Consider the following 19850-nt stretch of genomic DNA (forward strand, 5'->3'; position numbering starts at 1 on the left):
GCCTTCCGGGGTTCCCATCAGCGTGCGTGGTACAAGCGGGGACCCCACCCCCCGGTGCCCCCCCCCCCCGGGTCACCTTCCGTACGTACGGAAGGTGACCCGGGCGTCGTCGGACGGCGTCCGGTCAGTAGCCGTACGACTCCTGCATCTGCGGGTTGAGGCTGTTCAGCCGCACCCGCTCCGCCTTGCCGTCGATCGAGTCGTCGATGTCGAACGTGTCGAACCCGATGCCGAGGTCGTTCGAGTAGGCGTACCCGTTGTAGTAGTACGTCGACCAGGTGCCGCCGCTGCTCAGGCCCTCACCACGGTCGAACCACGCGAGCTCGCGCGGGTTGTCCGAGTCGGTGAAGTCGAAGACGGAGACGCCGCCCTGGTACCAGGACTGGACCATGATGTCCTTGCCCTTGACCGGGATCAGCGAGCCGTTGTGCGCGACGCAGTTCTCCGCGGCCGTGTTGATCCGCGGGATCTTGTAGTACGACGCGAACTCCAGCTCCTTCTTGCCGAACCACTTGCGCTTGATGTCGTAGATACCGTTGGCGCCCAGCTCCGGCGCGTACTCGTCGGTGCAGGTCGCGAGACCGCCACCGCCGAGCTCGTCCGTGAAGACCACCTTGGTGGCGTCGTTGTTGAAGGTGGCCGAGTGCCAGAACGCGAAGTTCACCGTGTCCCGGACCCGGTCGATCACGCGGGGACGCTCCCGGTTCGAGATGTCCATGAGGATGCCGTCGCCCATGCACGCACCGGCGGCAAGGTCGTACTTGGCGTAGGTGGTGATGTCGTGGCAACCGCTCGTGGCGGAGGCCCGGCGGGCCGGGTCACCCTCGTAGCCGGTGTCGTCCGGGAACAGGTTCGGCGTGGCGACCAGCTTGGCGGCCGTCGGGTTCTTCACCGGGATCTTCACGATCGAGACGAAGTCGTGCGGCGGCTGGCAGTCCGGGTACGTCGCGTTCGGCGAGTAGGACGACACGTACGCGTAGAGGTCGCGGCCGGTCTTCGACGGAGCGAGCGAGTGCGTGTGCGAGCCGCACTCCGTCTCGATCGACTTGATGTACTCCGGGGCGAGCGGGTTCGAGATGTCCCAGATCTTGATACCTTCCCAGGCCGCCTTCTCGGTGGCGGGGAGCGACGTCGACGCGCACGAGTCATCGCTGCGCGACGAGTCGGTCGACAGCACCAGCAGGTTCTTGTAGACCGAGACGTCGTTCTGCGAGCCCGGGCAGTACACCTGGACGACCTGCTCGGGGTTCTCCTTGTCCGTCAGGTCGTAGACGGTGAAGCCGTCGTAGTTGCCGGCGAACGCGTACTTGCCCTGGAACGCGATGTCCGAGCCCGTACCCTGCAGCGCACCGTTCTTGGGCTGGTTGCTGAGGTGGGTCATGTTCGAGGACTGCGTCTCGCCCGGCGGCACGTCCGGCTCGGCGGCGGACGCCGCCACGGGCCCTGCCAGTGCCACCGTCGCCGCAGCGAAGAACGCCGTCAGGGCGACGCCAGTGGCGCCCCGGACGCGAGATCGGGTAAAGGTTGGACGACGCACGGGCGTCACACCTCCTAGGTCGGTTGAGGCAGTGTCGCTCACAGCAACCTCTCAGTACCAGGACTCTTGGTGTCTTTTTACACAGTGGTGACAATTGCCCCAAGCGACGCAAGGCTGCCCGACGGCGGAGCCGCCCTCGGGTTCCCCGCGAAGTCCCGCAGCGCAGCAGGGCTTCGTGGGGTGAGGGCGGCGGACGGGGCACCCTCCGTACGGAAAGCACCCCGCCGCCGTCGGGCAGCCTGGTACGCCGGAGCCGGCGCACTTCAGTGCGGACGCGTCAGCGGCCGAACGACTCCTGCATCTGCGGGTTCAGGGACGGAAGCCGCACCTTCTCCGCCTTCCCGTCGATCGAGTCGGCGATCTCGAAGGTGTCGAAGCCGATGTCGAGGTCGTTCGAGTAGGCGTAGCCGTTGTAGTAGTACGTCGACCAGGTGCCGCCGTTGCTCACGCCCTCACCACGGTCGAACCACGCGAGCTCACGCGGGTTGCGAGAGTCGGTGAAGTCGAACACCGAGACACCGCCCTGGTACCAGGACTGGACCATCACGTCCTTGCCCGGAACCGGGATCAGCGAACCGTTGTGCGCCACACAGTTCTCGTTCTCCGTGTTGATGCGCGGGATCTTGTAGTACGACCTGAAGACGAGGTCCTTCTTGCCGTACGCCTCGCGCTTGATGTCGTAGATACCGTTGGCGCCCAGCTCCGGCGCGTACTCGTCGGTGCAGGTCGCGAGACCGCCACCGCCGAGCTCGTCCGTGAACACGACCTTGGTGGCATCGTTGTTGAAGGTCGCCGAGTGCCAGAACGCGAAGTTCTCGGTGTCCCGGACCCGGTCGATCACCCGGGGGCGCTCACGGTCCTTGATGTCCATCAGGATGCCGTCGCCCATGCACGCACCGGCCGCCAGGTCGTACTTGGCATAGGTGGTGATGTCGTGGCAGCCGCTGGTCGCCCAGCCCTCGCCGTCGGGGTCACCCTTGTAGCCGCCGCCCGGGAACAGGTTCGGCGTCGAGACGACGCGGGCCGACTCCGGCGAGCTCAGCGGGACCTTCACGATCGAGATCTTGTCGTGGGGCGGCTGGCAGTCCGGGAACGCCTTGGCCGGGAAGTACGAGGAGACGTACACGTACAGGTCCCGCTTGTTCTTGGACGGGGCCAGGGAGTGCGTGTGCGAACCGCAGTCGGTCTCGACGGACTGGACGTACTTCGGCTTCCGCGGGTTGGAGATGTCCCAGACCTTGATGCCTTCCCAGGCCGCCTTCTTGGTCTCGGGGAGCGGCTTCGACTTGCACGAGTCGTTGCTGCGCGACGCGTCCGTGGACAGGATCAGGATGTTCTCGTAGACGGAGATGTCGTTCTGGCCGCCCGGGCAGCGGACCTGGACCACCTGCTCGGGGTTCTCCGGGTCGGAGAGGTCGTAGACGGTGAAGCCGTCGTAGTTGCCGACGAACGCATACTTGCCCTGGAATGCGATGTCCGAGCCCGTGTTCCGCAGCGCGCCGTTCTTGGGCTGGTTGCTCAGGTGCTTGATCTTCGAGGACTCGGTCTTGCCCGGCGGTACGTCCGGGTCGGCCGAGGATGCCGAGGTCGTGCCGGCGACGGACCACTCCTCCGTGCCGTCGCCGGGCGAGGCCAGGCTCGGTGCCGCGACAGCGAGCGTCGTCGCCACGAGTGCTGCTGCGAGGGCGGCGGCAGCGGCGCCCCGGACATGCGATCGGGTAAGGGTTGGACGACGCAAGAGCGTCACACCTCCTAGGTCGGTATAGGCAGTTTGACCCACAGCGTTCCTCCGGCACCACGAAAATAGAGGCCCCCTTTTTACACAGCGGAGACAAATTGCCTGGCAGGATCGTCGCGTGCCGACAACTGTCGGAGTCCGGAGATCCGGACGCGACGGCACGTACGAGAGGATCGCCCCGTGGAGATGCTGACAGGTACCGCACGACGCTCGCGCTTCCGCGCGGTCACTACCGGCCTCGCCGTGCTGATGCCGCTCACCCTCGGCCTGGCCGGCTGCACCGGGCCGGCCGACGAGCCGGAACCGGTCTCGACGCCCAGCTCCGTGGTGCTGCAGCCGGGAAAGCCCGGCGAGAAGAACGAGACGATCGCCCCCGAGGACTACGCGGGGTCACCCGCCCAGGCACCGTTCTCGAAGGGCGACGCCGACTTCCTGAGCGACATGATCGTGCACCACACGCAGGCGATCGAGATGTCCGGGCTGGTCCCAGAGCGGAGCGACTCGGAGCAGCTGCAGAAGTTCGCCGCCCGGATCGACGTCGTGCAGGACAGCGAGATCAACCTCATGTCCGGGTGGCTCGAGGAGAACGAGTACACGGTGCCGCTCACCGCGGAGGCAGGCGATGGCTCCGGCCCGCGGACCTCGGGACACGGGCACGACACCGGCGACATGCCAGGGATGCTGACCGACGCGGAGATGGCGGCGCTCGAGAAGGCGTCAGGAGCCGAGTTCGACAGGCTGTTCCTCGAGGGCATGATCAAGCATCACGAAGGTGCGCTCACCATGTGCGAGGAGGTCGCCGGGACGGGCAGCGAGGAGCGGGTCCTCGAGCTGGCGACCAACATCGCCGCCGACCAGATGGCGGAGATCGACCGGATGGCGGACATGCTGGCCGAGCTGTGAGGCGATGGCCGGGATGACATGAGGGCGGCCTGACATGACGATCGCCGGGCCAGAGCGAGGAGCTCTGGCCCGGCGATCGGTCCGTGCAGATCAGGCGCGGCGCCTGTTCAGCAGGATCAGACCCGCAAGGGTCGCCAGCAGGCCGAGTGCCGCCGCGAGGACGACGGCCACGCCGATGGGCCCCGCGCCCGAGCCGTTCACCTTGGTACTGAGCTCACCGATGCCGTCGGACAGCTGCATCGTTCCCGACGCCAGCTCGGTGGTGCCGGTGGACAGCCGGCCGGAACCGTCAGCGAGCAGCTGCGTCCCGTCGGCGAGATCGGTGGCACCGGCCGCCAGCTTCTGCGTGCCGTCGTCGAGGGCGCCTGTGCCGTCGACGAGGGTGCGGGTGCCCTTGCGAGCATCCCGGAGCCCGTCACGGACCTTGACCGATCCGTCCGCCAGGCGCTGCGACTTCTCGACCTTCGGAACCACACGGTCACGGACCTCGATGATGCCGGCGACGAGCTTCCCGGAACCGGTGTGCAGCTGTCCGGCGCCGTCGACGAGCTTCCCGGAGCCGACGTACAGCTGCCCGACACCAGAGACGAGCTTCCCGGAACCGGTGTGCAGCTGGCCGACGCCGGAGACGAGCTCCGGCGTCTTCGAGGCCAGGTCGGCGTTACCGTCGGCCACCTGAGTCGCACCCGAGAGCAATGCGGGCAGGCCGCCCTTGAGCTGGCCGGTGCCGGCAGCAAGATCGGCGTTGCCGTCGGCCACCCGCTCGGCACCAGAAAGCAGTGCGGGCAAGCCGCCCTTGAGCTGACCCGTGCCGGCAGCAAGGCTGGCGTTACCGTCCGCGAGCAGCGCAGCGCCCGCAACCAGGGCAGGAGTGTTCTGCGCCAGCTCGGCGTTGCCCCCGGCGACCCGACCTGAACCCGCGACCAGGGTCGCGCTTCCCTCATATGCGGAACCGACGCCAGCCACGTACTTCTCCACGCCCGGGACAAGCTGACCGAACCCGGCATGGAGGGTGGCGCTGCCGTCCTTGACCTGCTGCGCCCCGCCGGCCACGCTGTTCGCACCGGCCGAGAGCTGCCCGATCCCGGCCGCGACCTGGTCCACACCGTCGGACACCTTGTCCGTACCAGCGGCGACGGCCGATGCACCGTTCGAGACGTTGGAGGCTCCGCTCGACAGCGCGCTCAGCGAGGAACCGAGGCTGGAAGCCCCTGCGTGGGCCTGACCTGCCCCAGCCTTCACCTGGCCGGCACCGGCGGCGAGGTTGCTCGCCGAGCCGGCGAGTGCCCGAAGCTGCCCCTTGAGTGTCGGGTCGTCGGTGGCGTCCGCGAGCTGGTTCAGCTGTGCCGAGAGAGCCTGGTTGCCGCTCTGCAGGTTCTGCGCTCCGTCGACGAGTCCTCCGATGCTGGAGGCCAGCTGGTTCGCACCGTCCCGCGCAGCACCGACACCGCCGGAGACGGCTGCGGCACCGTCGGCAACGCCCTTGGCACCGCTCGCCGCGGCATCGGCGCCAGAGACGAGAGCAGGCATGCCTGCCTTGAGCTGTTGGGCGCCTCCTGCGACCTGGTCGGCTCCTGCGTCCAGCGCCACGGCACCAGACGCCAGGTTGCCCGCACCGCCCTGGAGCGTGGAGACCCCGCCCAGGATCGCGCTGTTGTTCGCGGCCAGCTGAGACAGCCCGGTGTTCAGCGTCTGGCTGCCGACGAAAACCTGCGAGGAACCGTCGGCGAGCAGACCAGCGGCTGTGTCGACCTGGCCCGCCCCCGCAGCCACGCCCTGCGAACCCGACGCAAGCGCACGAGCACCCGCGTCGAGCGGAGCCACACCGTCACTGACCTTCGCGACACCGTCCCGCACGTCCCCGGAACCAGATGCGAGAAGGCGCGCACCCGCGTCAAGCGGGCTGACGCCCTCACTGACCGTCGCAACGCCCGCAGCAACCAGCAGGGATCCACCGGCAAGCCGCTCCGCCCCATCCGCCAGCTCGGGCGCGGCAGCGTTCAACCTGCCGAGGCCATCGTTCAGTTTCGTCGACCCGCCGTTCAGCTCACCGAGACCGGCGTTCAGAGCCTTCGACCCACCGTCCAGCTCACCGAGACCGGCGTTCAGCTGCGTCGAGCCGGCTGTGAGCAGCAGCGACGCATCAGCGAGGTCGGACACGTCCTCCGCCGTCTCAGCGGTGCCGTCCGCGATCTTCTTGGATCCGTTGTGCAGCTTGATCACGCCAGCGCGCAGCTCGGAGGCGCCCTCGTCGAGCTGCCCTGCCCCATCAGCAAGCTTCTCGACGCCCGGCACGACCTCGTCCTGCACCCCGCTGTTGAGCTCTGTGGCTCCAGCGCTGAGCTCGTCGACGCCGGCGACCAGACTGGTCTGGACGCCGTCGTTCACCTGGCCAGCGCCGTCGGCCAGCCGGTCCGCGCCGGACGCGACCTGCCCCTGGAACAGGAGCATGAAGGCCGTGGCCCCGATCGCGCCGACGAGCAGGAAGGCCAGGCCCACCGCTATCAGGATCGTTGGAGCTGGACCTGGTTGTGCTGGTCGGGATGCGTGCAACTGCGTCATCGGTTCGCCTCTCGCTCCGCGGGCACCGTCGCCCCGCGAAAAAGTTGTCCAACCGGCGCCACCGCCGGGCTCGCCGCCGTTGGCGAGCACGAAGCCCGTCATCTCGGGCGTCTGGGCTGAACGTACCGGCGGTCGAGGCTCTGGGGAACGCTCTATTGATCACAACTCAGTAAAACGGAGAAAGATCACCCGCCGACGCCGACCGGCGAAACTGGTCAACCTCGCCGCACGGTCGAACAGGGCCGCGCCCGCGTACGCGTCCGCAGTCGACTCCCGCGCTAACCCTTGTCCGCGCCTGCGGTCAGCCCTTCGGTGAGGGCGCGCTCGGCCACCCCGTACAGGATCACGATCGGCACCGTGAGAAGCACGCTGCCGGCCATGAGGACCGTCTTCGACACCTCCTGCCCGTCGGCGAGCCGCGTCAGCCCGAGCGACACCGTCCACAGGTCCTGCTTCGCGGACAGGAACAGGAGCGCGAACAGGAACTCGTTCCAGGCGATCATGAACGAGTACAGCGCCGTCGACATGATCGTGGGCATCGCCAGCGGCACGGTGATGCGCGTCAGGATCTGGAGGCGCGACGCGCCGTCGATCACTGCCGCCTCGTCGATCGACTCAGGGATGCCGGAGAGGTAGTTGCGCAGCATGTGCACGGAGACCGGGACGGTCAGCGCGACGTACGCGATCACCAGACCCACCAGGGACGACCCCAGCCCCAACACCTGGAAGCCGACGAACACCGGCACCGCGATGATGATCGTCGGGAACAGGTAGACGGCGAGGAACAGCCACGAGACCTGCGAGCGCCCCGCGAACCGCAGGCGCGTCAGGGCGTACGACGCCGGGACCACCAGCACGACGGTCAGCGCAGAGGCCCCGACCGCGACGATCGCGGAGTTGCGCATGAACCGCGCGAACCCGTACCCGCCGTCCTCCTCCGAGGCCAGAACCTCGCGATAGGTCTCGGTGGTGATCCGGTCGAGCGCCGGCAATACCCGCAGCGGGTCGCGCAGCAGGTCGTCGATGCGTACGAAGCTCAGCGAGAGCATGTAGACGAACGGCACCACGGTGGCCACGACGAGTCCCACGATCACGACTACCCGCAGCACCCGCAGCACGTTGGTCTGGACCGTCACCGCGCTCATCGCGCCTCCCTCTGCCTGGCCGTCAGGCGTAGGTAGATCGCCAGCGCGACGCCGAGGAACACGGCCATCACCGCGGCGGTCGCGCTCGCGCCTCCAATGTCGCTCGACCCGGTGAGCTGCTCGAACACCCGCACGGACGCCACCTGGGTGCCAGCCGCACCGCCGGTGAGCAGGTAGACGTCGTCGAACTCGTTGAACGCCATGACCATGCGGAACAGCACCAGCAGGGCGACGGTGGGCAACAGCTGGGGCAGGACCACGAACCAGAACTTCTGCATCGGTGTGGCGCCGTCGACCACTGCGGCCTCCTCGATCTCGCGACTGAGGCCGGTCAGTGCCGCGCCGAGGAACATGAACGCGAACGGGAAGTACCGCCAGATGTCGTAGACGATGACCGTGAGGAGCGCGGTGGGCGCGGACGAGAGGAAGTTGACCGGGTGCTCCCAGCCGAGCACCTGGGTGCCGAACGCGTTCACCACGCCGTACTGCGGGTTCAGGGCCACCTGCCACACGAACGTGGTGGCCACGACCGGCGCGACATAGGGGAGGAGCATCACCGCACGCAGGGGCGCACGGAGACGGAACCGGTCCCGGAACGCGAGCGCGGCCACCAGGCCCACGGTGATCGACCCGGCGGTGGTCGCGACCGAGTACTCGACGGTGGTGAGCAGCGCCTGCCAGAACGCCGGGGCCGTGAGGACGTCGACGTAGTTGTCGAGCGTGAGCTCGTTGAACAGGCCGTTGCGGGCCACGTCCACGTAGCGCGCGTCCTGGAAGGACAGCACCACCGTCCACACGATGGGGACGACGATGATCGCGGCCACCACCAGGACCACTGGCACGACGAGCGCGATCCCGTCCCGGTTCTCGGAGCCCCGCAGCTTCGACGCCATCCCGAGCCCCGGGTCCTAGTCGCGGGACGCTATGTCGGCTACGGCGTCCTGCATGGTCGTCTGCGCCTCGGCCGCGTCCGTGGTGCCCGAGCCGAGATCGGCCGCGGCCTTGGCGAGCGGCAGCTCGCTCGTGATCGGGCCGAGGATCGCGCCCTGGCCCTGCGGCAGCGCCCAGCGGTCCGCGGACTCGGGGGCCGCGGCCAGCGTGTCGGTCACCTCGGCCGGCCAGACGTCGGAGAACGTCTTCTTGGTGTCGACGCCGATCTCCAGCTCGGACCACGCGTCCGTGTACTCGCCTGCGTTGTCCGCCGTGCCTGTCCGCACGGGCACCTTGCCCTCCGGAGCCATGGAGAGCCAGTCCACGTACGCGTCGGACATCATGTACTCGACGAAGTCAGCGGTCTCGGGGTCGGCGCCGTCGGTGATGCCCCACGACACGAGCTCCACGTAACCGGCGGCCTCGCCACCCGCTGACGGACCCTCGACCACGGGAACCACTCCGGTGTTCTCGGCGAGCCAGCCCGGGTCGTCGCCGCACTCGTCGCACGACGGCGTGAACTCCTCCCGCAGGCCGGCCATCTCGTCCAGCAGGAACGACGACCACACGGCCATCGCCGCCTGCCCGGCGAAGTAGGTCGAGCGGGTGGACTCGACGCCCTGCGTGCCGTCGGGCGAGAAGTCGCCGGCCAGGTCCGCGTAGAGCTCTATCGTCTCGGTGCACTCCGGGCTGTCGAGGGTCGCCGCACCGGCGTCGTCGACGAGCTCGCAGCCGTTGCCCTGCGCCAGGAACTCCAGCGTCTGCTGCGTGAACGGGTCGGCCGCGTCGGTGGCCAGCGTGATGCCGTGCCGACCTTCCGTCGTGAGCTCCTCGGCCGCCGCCCGCAAGTCGTCGTACGTGGTGGGCGGCGCCAGGCCGGCCTCCTCGAAGAGGTCGGTGCGGTAGTAGACCAGCATCGGCCAGGCGTCAGAGGGCACGGCGAGCAGCTCGTCGCCGTCGCTGGTGAGCTCGAGGGCCGACGACGTGAACGTGTCCTCGCCGAGCGCCTCGACCACGTCGGCGGCGGCGTCGCGGTCGAGGTAGCCGTCCCGGTCGAAGGCGCGAACCAGCCCGGGGCTGATCGCGTTGACGGCATCCGGCATGTCGTCGCCGGACAGCGCCGCGGCGGACAGGAGCTGCGACACCTGGTCCTCCTCGACCGGCACCAGATCCGTCTCGATGCCCGACTCCTCGGACCAGGCGGCCATCGCCTCCTCCTGGATGGCCAGGCGTTCTGGCTGGGTCTCGACCGTCCAGACGGTGACCGTCCCGTCGGACTCGGGGCCGCCGCTTCCGCAGGCGGTGAGTGTGAGGGCCATGGTGGCGGCCGTGGTAGCTGCGATCGTCAGGCGGACCGCAGCCGCCCGGTTCTGCCGGAACATGGCATCTCTCCTCGCCATCGAGTGAGTGGATCTGGCACCCAGGTTTAACCCATTGGCAAGAAATGTTCAAGGAATCGCTGCAAAGAGTCGCTCGCTGCCGGGCCGGTGCCACGCATGCGGAAGGCCCCGGCTCCCCACAGGGGAACCGGGGCCTTCACGATCACGCGGTCAGGCGATCAACCAAGCGTCAGCTCAGTCGGCGACGACCTTCACGCCGATCTTGGCCGACACCTCAGGGTGCAGGCGGATCGACACGGTGTAGTCACCGGTCGTCTTGATGGACTGACCGATCTCGATCTTGCGCTTGTCGACGGACGGGCCGCCGGCGGCGGAGACCGCACCGGCGATGTCCGCCGTGGTCACCGCACCGAACAGACGGCCACCAGGGCCGGCGTTCGCCGCGACGACCACGGGCTTCGCGGACAGCGAGTCGGCCAGGGCCTTCGCCTCGTCCAGCGATGCGATCTCGCGGCTCTTGCGAGCCTTACGGATCGCGTTGATGTCGGACTCGGCGCCCTTGGTCCAGGGCGTCGCCAGCGAACGCGGGATGAGGAAGTTACGGGCGTACCCGTCCTTCACCTCAACCACGTCGCCGGGCTCACCCAGGCCGGTCACCTCGTGGGTCAGGATCAGCTTTGCCATTGTTCTCGATCCCTTCCTCAGCGAGCCGTGGACGTGTACGGCAGCAGGGCCATCTCGCGGGCGTTCTTCACGGCCTTCGCGATCTGACGCTGCTCCTGCACGGAGACACCGGTGACACGACGCGCACGGATCTTTCCGCGGTCAGAGATGAACTTGCGCAGGAGCGCCGTGTCCTTGTAGTCGATGTTGTGGATCTTCGCCGACTTGAGCGGGTTGATCTTCTTCTTGGGCTTGCGCACCACAGGCTTTGCCATGGTGTTGCTCCTTTGTCAGGTGCTGCTCGCTCGGCCTGGCGGGCCGTACGAGCAAAAAGAATGAACGTGGGGATGTCGATCAGAAGGGCGGGTCGTCCGAGAACGAACCACCGGACGACGCCGGGCCTGCCGTGGCCCACGGGTCGTCATTGCTCTGACCGCCACCGGAAGAACTGAATCCTCCACCGGAGCCGCCGCCCTGCTGGGCACCGCCACCGTTGAAGCCACCGCCGCCACCGCCACCGAAGCCGCCGCCACCACCGGACCGCTGGGCCCGGGTGACCTTGGCCGTGGCGTAGCGCAGGGACGGACCGATCTCGTCCACCTGCAGCTCGACAACGGTTCGCTTCTCGCCCTCACGGGTGTCGTACGAGCGCTGGACCAGGCGACCCTGCGCGATGACGCGCGTGCCCTTGGTCAGCGACTCCGCGACACTCTCCGCAGCCTCGCGCCAGATCGAGCAGCGCATGAACAGGGTTTCCCCGTCCTTCCACTCGTTGCTCTGGCGATCGAAGGTTCGCGGGGTCGACGCCACCGTGAAGTTGGCGACCGCAGCACCTGAAGGGGTGAAGCGCAGCTCAGGATCCCCGGTGAGGTTCCCGATCACTGTGATGACAGTTTCACCAGCCATGCCAATTCCTCGATTCAGTCGACGTTCCGTACGCGGTATCCGGGTTCGCGGTGAATGCAACCACGAGACACTGACACTCGCGCGGGCGAAGAGGGGTCAGTTCGGACGACTCACTTGTCGCCGGTGCGCAGGATCTTGGTCCGGAGCACGACCTCGTTGAGGCCGAGCTGACGGTCAAGCTCCTTGGCGGTGGCAGACGTCGCGGTGAAGTCGACCACGGCGTAGATGCCCTCGGACTTCTTCTGAATCTCGAAGGCCAGACGGCGGCGCCCCCAGATGTCCACCTTGTCGACGGAGCCACCCTCGGTCGTGATGACCGACAGGTACTTGTCGAGCGACGGGGCAACGGTGCGCTCCTCGACCTCCGGGTCAAGGATCACCATCATTTCGTACTGACGCATGTGTATACCCACCTCCTCTGGTCTCAGCGGTCACGGTCGTTCCGTGACAGGAGGGTTCACAGCAAGGGCCAAGACTACCCGTCATGTGGGCGGCGGCAGAATCGAACGGCCGAGAGTCCCCTCACACACGAGATCTCGGTGATCTCGCAACGGCAGAGGGGCCGCCTCCAGCAGGAGACGGCCCCTCTGTCACGGGGTCCGGGGAGGGCGGGCGCTAGCCGCCGCCTCCTCCTCCGCCACCGCCGCCGCCGTTACCGTTCCCCGGGTCTCCGCCTGTCGGCTCACCCGTCGGGAAGCCGATGTCACCCGGTCCCGACGACACGATCACCTGCACCGGGCTGCCTGCGGGCACCTCGGTGCCTTCCTTCGGGTTGACCTGGATGACCATGCCCTGCTCGACGTCCTCGGACGCCTGGTACTGGAACGCAGGCTCGAGCCCCGCGTTCCGGAGCTGGTTCCTGGCGTTGTTCTCGTCACCTCCGACCAGACCACCGGGCACCCTCGTCATCTCCTCGCCGGGTCCCTTCGAGACCTCGACCCGGATGTCCGTGCCACGAGGAACCTCCTGGCCCTGGTGCTGCACCGAGAGCACCCTGCTGGCGGGTTCATCGCTCTCGACCTCCACCAGCACGGCGTTGACGCCCAGCTCGGCGAGCACCGCCGCGACTCCGTTGTACTCCTGCCCGACGAGCCCGACGGGGATGAGCACCTTGTCCTCGGGGGTGGGCGTCGGCGACGGCGAGGGCGTCGGCGTGGGAGAGGGGGACGGGAGCGGCGGCACGTACTCCGGGAAGGGCACCACCTCCATGCCCACCGTCACCTTCTTCATGTACTCGGTCCACGCCCAGACGGGCCAGGTGCCACCGGTCAGGCTGCCGTCCGCCCACTCGCCGAACGGGGTGATCGGCGCCTGGCCCTTGTTGTCCGGCGTCATCTGGTAGAGGCCGACGACCGTCGAGACCTGCGGGATGTAGCCGGCGAACCATGCGGAGTAGTTCTCGTTGGTGGAACCCGTCTTGCCTGCGACCGGGCGCGAGTTGCCATCAGGGCCGAGGAGCTCCTGCGCCGGCGTGCCCGACCCCTTCTCGACCACCTGCTGCAGCGCGTAGGTGGCCTTGGTCATCACCTCGGGTTTGATGGCCTGCTCCCGTACGTCGTTCCACACGTAGCGGGTCAGGTCGCCGTCCTTGACGGAGGTGACCATGTGCGGCGTCGTCCGGGTGCCCATCGCGGCGAAGGTCGCGTAGGCGCCCGCAAGATCCACGGCGCGCACCGTGGAGGTGCCCAGCACGTTGGACAGCTCGGCATTCGTCGAGTCCTTGGGGATGCCCGCCCGGATCGCGACGTCCTGCGTCTTCTTCGGACCGATCGCCACGTTGAGCTGCGCATAGACGGTGTTCACGGAGTTCGCCGTCGCGTCGATCAGGTCGATGTCGCCGAACGACTCGCCGCCGGGCTCGGTACCGAAGTTGGTGAGCTCCTTATCCGGCCCACCCGGCGTATCGGTCCAGCCGTCGATCTGCATCGGGCTGTTCCCCGTGTAGTACTCGTTGAGCTCGTGACCGTCCTCGAGCGCGCCGATCAGGGTGAACGGCTTGAACGTGGAGCCGCCCTGCGCCTTGCCGTCGGTGGCGGCGTTGAACTGCGTCTCCGCGTAGTCCGCGCCGCCGTACAGGGCGCGGATGGCGCCGTCCTTGGGATCGACCGACACGATCGAGACGCCGAGCTCCTTCGATGCGGCACCCTCGCCCTTGCGGGGGATCGTGTTCGCGGTCTCGACCGCGGCCTTCTGCCACTTCGGGTTGATGGTGGTGTAGATCTCATAGCCGTTCTTCATGAGATCTTCCTCGGTGAGGCCCGCCCCGTCAGGGTTGGCCAGCTCCTTACGGACCTCTTCGAGCAGGTACCCCACCTGCCCGGCGCGGGACACCGGCTTGTACTCGATCGGCTCGGGGAACGTGGCGGAAGCACGCTCCTCCTCGGTGATGACGCCCTGCTCGGCCATGTTCCGCAGGACACGAGCCCACTTCTCCTCGGCGACGGCGCGCGACCCCTCGCCGAAGCGCGGGTCCCAGTACGACGGCGACGGGATGATCCCGACCAGCATCGCGGTCTCCGAGACGGTCAGCTTCGCCGCCGGCTTGTTGAAGTACGCCTTCGCAGCGGCCTCGAACCCGTAGGCACCGCGACCGAGATAGATGCTGTTGACGTAGCCCTCGAGGATCTCGTCCTTCGACTTCTCCTGGTCCACCTTGATGGCCAGGATGATCTCGCGGAACTTGTCCGCGTACGACGACTGGCCAGGCTCGAAATAGGTGTTCTCGACGTACTGCTGCGTCAACGTCGACGCGCCCTGGCGAGTGCCGCCGGTCACGTTGCTGACGAATGCGCGGGCGATGCCGGCGGGGTCGACACCGAAGTGGTTCTCGAAGTTCTGGTCCTCGGACGCCAGCACTGCCGCGGGTACGTGCGGCGGCAGTTCGTCGAGGGTACGGATCGTGCGGTCCACCGCCGCGAACGTACCCATCACCTGCTTGTTCACGTAGTAGACCGTGGTGGTCTCCGAACCGATCTCCTCGTTCTCAGCAGGGACCGGCCAGCCGATCCATCCGGCCACGAAAACGCCCACCACGAGCGACATCCCGGTCAGCATGGTGCCGACGACAACTCGCCACGAAGGGACCCAGGCGCGGATCCCCGTGCGGTACGGCCGCGGGTAGTTCCAGATACCCCGCCGCCGTCGGGGAGTTTGCGGCCAGATCGGAGAAGGACTCCTGTTCGCCACGTCTTCCTCGTTCCTCGTATCGGTCCAGTGATCGCACTGGGCCGAGGAAACGATAGAGGATCGATGTTCGCGGCAAGTAGTACAAACGCGGTTTCTCTGTGTACGCACCGTGTTCGAGCGGCGGTATCAACTGCATTTCACCCGGCCCGCGGACGGGTTCGGCCGGCGCCGGCCGAACCCGTCCTCGCAGGTCAAGACCTATCCGAAGATCCCGCCATCGGACGGATCGTCGGACGGATCTCCGCTGCCCTCCTCAGGACCGGTCGAGACGACGAGCGTCACCTCGCTGCCCACCGGCACCTCCGACCCCTCACCGGGGTCGACCGAGATCACCCGCCCCTCCGGCACGGTGTCGGACGGCTGCTCCTGGACGACCGGCGTCAGCTCTGCGGCCTCCAGCTGCCCCTCGGCAGAACCCTGATCCTGACCCGTCAGGCCCCAGGGCACCGTGGTGGTCTCCTCCTCGACGGCGGAGCCGTTCGAGACCTGAACCTGGATGGTCTTGCCGACCTCGACCTCCTGGCCCGCCTGGGCCACGTCGAGCACGGTGCCGGGCGGCTGGTCGCTGTCCACATCCACCTGCGCGGGGATGAGGCCCAGGCCGGAGAGCGCCGAGGCGGCGTTGGGGTACTGCTGGCCGACGAGGTTGTCGGGCACGGTCACCATCTCTGCCTCCGGCTCCTCCGACTGGCTCGGCGAGGGAGAGGACGACGGCGACGGCGACGGCTCCGGAGCGGGCGGCTCGTACTCCGGGAACTGCTCGATCTCCATGCCCGCTGTCGCCTTGTTCATGTAGGCGGTCCAGGCCTTGGCGGGCCAGGAGCCACCTGTCATCCACTCGTAGCCGCCGAACGGTTGGACCTGCTCGTAGGTGTTCTTCTCGATGTCGTACTGGTACAGGCCGACCACCGTGGTGAGCTGCGGCACGAAGCCGGCGAACCACGCCGACTCGGTCTGCTGCGACGAGCCCGTCTTGCCCGCCGCCGGGCGGTGGGTCACGCCGTCGGGCCCTACGAGGTTTTGCGCTTCCGCGCCGGACCCCTCCTCGACCACCTTCTCCAGCGCGTACGTCGTGGCGGCCATCACGTCTGGCTCGAACACCTTCTGGCGGGTGGTGTCACCCTGGTCGACAGTGTTCTCGCCCTGCATCACCTTGGTCACCAAGTGCGGCGTGGTGCGGTAACCCTGCGCGGCGATCGTCGAGTAGGCGTGGGCGAGGTCGACGTTGGTCACGTAGTCCGTACCGAGCACGTTCGCCAGGTTGTTCCTGATGACGCAGCAGTCGTTCGTCTCATCGTTGTCGTCAGGTTGTGGGATGCCCAGGTCGTAGGCGGCCTGAGCCGTCTTGTCCGGCCCGATCTCCTTGTTGAGCTGGCCGTACACCACGTTGACCGACTGCGCCGTCGCGTCCGCGAGGTCGATCCACCCGTACGACTTGTTGTCGAAGTTGCTCAGCGGGACGTCGGGGCCGTCGGGTTCGTTCTTCCAGCCCTCGATGACCATGCCGTCCGTGCTGTCGTACTTCTTGGTGAGCGGGATGTCCTCCCGCAGCGCCGCGATCAGCGTGAACGGCTTGAAGGTCGAGGCCCCCTGCGCTCGGAAGGTCGCGGCGTTGGTCTGGTACTTCGAGTAGTCCGGCCCGCCGTACATAGCCTTGATCTCGCCGGTCTGCGGGTCGATCGACGTCAGTGACGCACGGGTGGAGTCGTCCGCGTCCTCAGGCAGCTTCATCGTCTCGTAGGCGGCGGCCTGCATCTTGCGGTCGATCGACGTGTGGATCTCGTAGCCGCTCTTCGTCAGCTGATCCTCGGAGATGCCGGCGCCCCCGGGACCTGTCTGGGCAACCTCCCTCGCCACCTGCTCCAGCAGGTACGCGGTCCGGTTGTCTCCGGACCCCTGCTTGTACTCCTGGAGCTTCGGGAACTGTGCGCTGTTCCGGTCATCCGCGGTGATGTAGCCGTTCTCCACCATCAGGTTCAGGGTGCGGTTCCAGCGGTTCTCGGCCTGCTGCTGGGCGCCCTCGCCCTGACGGGGATCCCAGTAGGTCGGATTCGGGACGATGCCCGCGAGGAAGGCTGCCTCGGAGATCGTCATCTCCTTGGCCGAGTGCCCGAAGTACGCCTTGGACGCCGCCTCGACGCCGTAGGCGCCTCGGCCCAGGTAGATCGTGTTGAGGTACCCCTCGAGGATCTGGTCCTTCGACTTGTCCCGGTCCACCTTGAGCGCCAGCACCAGCTCACGGAGCTTGTCGGCATAGGACGACTGGCCCGCCACGTAGTACGTGTTCTCGACGTACTGCTGCGTCAGCGTGGAGGCACCCTGTCGCGCGCCGCCCGTGAAGTTGTTGACCGCCGCACGGACGATGCCCAAGACGTCGATACCCGGGTGGCTCTCGAACTTCGCGTCCTCCGACGAGATCACCGCCTGCCCGATGTACGGCGGCAGGTCGGACAGCGACATGATCGTTCGGTCCTGGGCCGCGAACTTTCCGATGGGCGTGCCGTCGGAGTAGTACACGGTGGTCGTCTCCGACCCCACGTCCGGATTCTCGGCCGGCACCTCCCAACCGAACCATCCGGCCACGAGGACGCCGGCCACGAGCGACGTGCCCGTCAGGAAGGTGCCCACGACGACCCGCCACGACGGGACCCATGCACGGAGCCCGGTGCGGTAGGGGCGGGGGTAGTTCCAGATTCCCTGCCGCCGTCGGGGAGTGTGCGGCCAGATCGGAGGGGGACTCCAGTTGGACACGTCAGCCTCTTCCTCGGTTCGACTTGCGCCCGTCGCCTGCGGTCGAGACTTGCCACGGCGGACAAACCGAAACCATAGGGGATCACCCGCGTGCACCAATAGCCCGAAACCGCTCCTCCGGCCCGCACGTGGCGAGTTCCCCCAGGGTCAGCCCAGTCCGTCTGCCCCTGCTTCACATTTCATCCACCAACGGACTGCAGGTGGCGACGTCGGAGCGACGGATTGCGTACCGCGTTCAGCATGCCTATTCTCTCGATGTATCGACTCGATACATCGGGTCGTTGATCGGGAAAATGGATTCGACCGGAAGAACAAGGTCGGGCTCGGGAAGGAGGCCGCCGTGCGCAGTCGGTCCGACGTGCTGGAGACCGCGGTCCTCGGCCTGCTCAACGAGTCCCCGCTGCACGGGTACGAGCTCCGTAAGCGCCTCAATCTTGTGCTCGGCTCGTTCCGCGCCTTCTCCTACGGCACGCTCTACCCGGCGCTCAAGGCCCTGGTCACGCGTGGTCTGATCGCGACGACGGAGAGCGAACCGCCGCCGGCCCCGCCACGCAGGACCAAGCCGGTGATACCCGGCCGCACCACCAAGCCCAAGCCTCTCGGCCGACGTCGGGTCGTCTACGAGCTGACCGCAGAGGGCAAGGAGCACCTCCAGACCGTTCTGGCCACCGCGGGCCCCGCGGCCTGGGAGGACGACAACTTCGACGTCCGGTTCGCGCTCTTCGCGCAGACCGACGCCGAGACCCGCCTCCGTGTCCTCGAAGGTCGGCGCACCCGGCTGACCGAACGACTGGAGGCGTACCGCCAGGCTGCGGCGCACCCGCGTTCACGGCTCGACGAGTACGCACTCGAGCTCCAGCGGTTCGGACTCGAGAAGGTCGAGCGCGAAGTGCACTGGCTCGACAGCCTCATATCCACGGAACGGGGTCGTGCTGCGGCGCCGCCCCGCCCATCGCAGCAAGACCAAACGAAGAAGGAGCGAGGATGACCTCCATCCGCGTGGGCATCGTCGGCGTAGGAAACTGCGCCTCGTCCCTGGTCCAGGGCGTGCACTACTACCGTGACGCCGACCCGGCGAGTACCGTCCCGGGCCTCATGCACGTGCAGTTCGGCGACTACCACGTGTCGGACCTCGAGTTCGTCGCGGCATTCGACGTCGACGCGAAGAAGGTCGGCTTCGACCTGGCCGAGGCCATCACCGCCTCCGAGAACAACACGATCAAGATCGCAGACGTGCCGCCCACGGGCGTGACGGTCCAGCGCGGCCCGACCCTCGACGGCCTGGGCGACTACTACCGCGCGACGATCGACGAGTCCACGAAGGATGCCGTCGACGTCGTGGCAGCGCTGCGCGAGGCCGAGGTCGACGTCCTGGTCTGCTACCTGCCGGTGGGTTCCGAGGAGGCCGCCAAGTTCTACGCGCAGTGCGCGATCGACGCGGGCGTCGCGTTCGTGAACGCCCTCCCCGTGTTCATCGCGTCCGACCCCGCGTGGGCCAAGAAGTTCGAGGACGCGGGCGTGCCGATCGTCGGTGACGACATCAAGTCCCAGGTCGGCGCGACGATCACCCACCGCGTGCTGGCCAAGCTGTTCGAGGACCGCGGCGTCGTCCTTGACCGCACCTACCAGCTGAACGTCGGCGGCAACATGGACTTCAAGAACATGCTGCAGCGTGACCGTCTGGAGTCGAAGAAGCTCTCCAAGACGCAGGCCGTGACGTCCAACCTGACGGGCGCGCTGGCCGGCAAGAAGGAGGACCGCAACGTACACATCGGTCCGTCGGACTACGTGGCGTGGCTCGACGACCGCAAGTGGGCGTACGTGCGCCTCGAGGGCCGCGCGTTCGGCGAGGTGCCGCTCAGCCTGGAGTACAAGCTCGAGGTCTGGGACTCCCCGAACTCGGCGGGCATCATCATCGACGCCGTGCGCGCCGCGAAGATCGCGAAGGACCGCGGCGTCGGCGGCCCGATCCTGTCCGCGGCCACCTACTTCATGAAGTCCCCGCCGGTGCAGATGGAGGACACAGCGGGCCGCGCCCAGCTGGAGGCCTTCATCCGCGGCGACATCGAGCGCTGACCCGGTAGGGCGGTCGGCGAAGTAGAGCGCCTGTCCGGGTCTCCCGACCCGTCGGACCCGGACAGCGAGGACCTCTGGCTCTTCGCCGACCCCGCCTTCCGGGCCGACTATCC

General features: G+C 67.6%; 15 protein-coding genes. 3 read left to right on the forward strand and 12 right to left on the reverse strand.

Annotation, left to right across the window (positions count from 1 at the left end):
* Positions 1-124 precede the first annotated feature (124 nt).
* Both AB0I32_RS26100 and AB0I32_RS26105 read right to left on the reverse strand, forming a co-directional pair.
* On the reverse strand, positions 125-1537 hold the full coding sequence (locus AB0I32_RS26100) for a hypothetical protein (protein ID WP_357511435.1): 1413 nt from the start codon (positions 1535-1537) through the stop codon (positions 125-127).
* 277 nt (positions 1538-1814) lie between these two features.
* Entirely contained in the window at positions 1815-3206 is a 1392-nt protein-coding gene (locus AB0I32_RS26105; protein ID WP_357511437.1) for a hypothetical protein, read from the reverse strand.
* A 255-nt stretch (positions 3207-3461) separates the two neighbouring features.
* Here AB0I32_RS26105 and AB0I32_RS26110 point away from each other — a divergent pair, with 255 nt between their 5' ends.
* Positions 3462-4178 carry a DUF305 domain-containing protein gene (locus AB0I32_RS26110; RefSeq protein ID WP_357511455.1) on the forward strand — a complete coding sequence of 239 codons (717 nt, stop codon included), beginning with the start codon at positions 3462-3464 and terminating at the stop codon, positions 4176-4178.
* A 90-nt stretch (positions 4179-4268) separates the two neighbouring features.
* Here AB0I32_RS26110 and AB0I32_RS26115 read toward each other — a convergent pair whose 3' ends face one another.
* The 10 genes from AB0I32_RS26115 to AB0I32_RS26160 all read right to left on the reverse strand — a co-directional run bounded on the left by AB0I32_RS26115 (position 4269) and on the right by AB0I32_RS26160 (position 17538).
* Positions 4269-6677, reverse strand: a complete 2409-nt coding sequence (locus tag AB0I32_RS26115; protein ID WP_357511439.1) for a hypothetical protein — start codon at positions 6675-6677, stop codon at positions 4269-4271.
* A gap of 341 nt (positions 6678-7018) precedes the next feature.
* Positions 7019-7885, reverse strand: a complete 867-nt coding sequence (locus AB0I32_RS26120; protein WP_357511441.1) for a carbohydrate ABC transporter permease — start codon at positions 7883-7885, stop codon at positions 7019-7021.
* Positions 7882-8778, reverse strand: a complete 897-nt coding sequence (locus tag AB0I32_RS26125; protein WP_357511443.1) for a sugar ABC transporter permease — start codon at positions 8776-8778, stop codon at positions 7882-7884. The genes AB0I32_RS26120 and AB0I32_RS26125 overlap by 4 nt, the downstream gene beginning before the upstream one ends.
* 15 nt (positions 8779-8793) lie before the next feature.
* Positions 8794-10197: an extracellular solute-binding protein gene (locus AB0I32_RS26130; protein ID WP_357511445.1), complete on the reverse strand. Its 1404-nt coding sequence runs from the start codon at positions 10195-10197 to the stop codon at positions 8794-8796.
* 192 nt (positions 10198-10389) lie between these two features.
* Entirely contained in the window at positions 10390-10839 is a 450-nt protein-coding gene (gene rplI, locus AB0I32_RS26135) for a 50S ribosomal protein L9 (RefSeq protein WP_357444092.1), read from the reverse strand.
* 17 nt (positions 10840-10856) lie between these two features.
* Positions 10857-11093 carry a 30S ribosomal protein S18 gene (gene rpsR, locus AB0I32_RS26140; protein WP_116673133.1) on the reverse strand — a complete coding sequence of 79 codons (237 nt, stop codon included), beginning with the start codon at positions 11091-11093 and terminating at the stop codon, positions 10857-10859.
* A gap of 79 nt (positions 11094-11172) precedes the next feature.
* A complete protein-coding gene (locus tag AB0I32_RS26145; RefSeq protein WP_116673132.1) occupies positions 11173-11724 on the reverse strand; it encodes a single-stranded DNA-binding protein in 552 nt (183 codons plus the stop codon).
* A gap of 110 nt (positions 11725-11834) precedes the next feature.
* The gene (gene rpsF / locus AB0I32_RS26150; protein ID WP_207775488.1) at positions 11835-12125 is read right to left on the reverse strand and encodes a 30S ribosomal protein S6; all 291 of its coding nucleotides are present in this window, start codon (positions 12123-12125) and stop codon (positions 11835-11837) included.
* Positions 12126-12339: 214 nt separating this feature from the next.
* Positions 12340-14778 carry a transglycosylase domain-containing protein gene (locus AB0I32_RS26155; protein WP_357511447.1) on the reverse strand — a complete coding sequence of 813 codons (2439 nt, stop codon included), beginning with the start codon at positions 14776-14778 and terminating at the stop codon, positions 12340-12342.
* A 330-nt stretch (positions 14779-15108) separates the two neighbouring features.
* Positions 15109-17538: a transglycosylase domain-containing protein gene (locus AB0I32_RS26160; RefSeq protein ID WP_357511449.1), complete on the reverse strand. Its 2430-nt coding sequence runs from the start codon at positions 17536-17538 to the stop codon at positions 15109-15111.
* Positions 17539-18001: 463 nt separating this feature from the next.
* Here AB0I32_RS26160 and AB0I32_RS26165 point away from each other — a divergent pair, with 463 nt between their 5' ends.
* Positions 18002-18649 carry a PadR family transcriptional regulator gene (locus AB0I32_RS26165; protein WP_357511451.1) on the forward strand — a complete coding sequence of 216 codons (648 nt, stop codon included), beginning with the start codon at positions 18002-18004 and terminating at the stop codon, positions 18647-18649.
* Positions 18646-19737 (forward strand): inositol-3-phosphate synthase, encoded by a 1092-nt coding sequence (locus AB0I32_RS26170; RefSeq protein ID WP_357511453.1) that lies wholly within the window; start codon positions 18646-18648, stop codon positions 19735-19737. Before AB0I32_RS26165 ends, AB0I32_RS26170 begins: the two co-directional genes overlap by 4 nt.
* Positions 19738-19850: the final 113 nt, after the last annotated feature.

It is taken from the genome of Promicromonospora sp. NPDC050249, assembly GCF_040656015.1.
Taxonomy (GTDB): domain Bacteria; phylum Actinomycetota; class Actinomycetes; order Actinomycetales; family Cellulomonadaceae; genus Promicromonospora.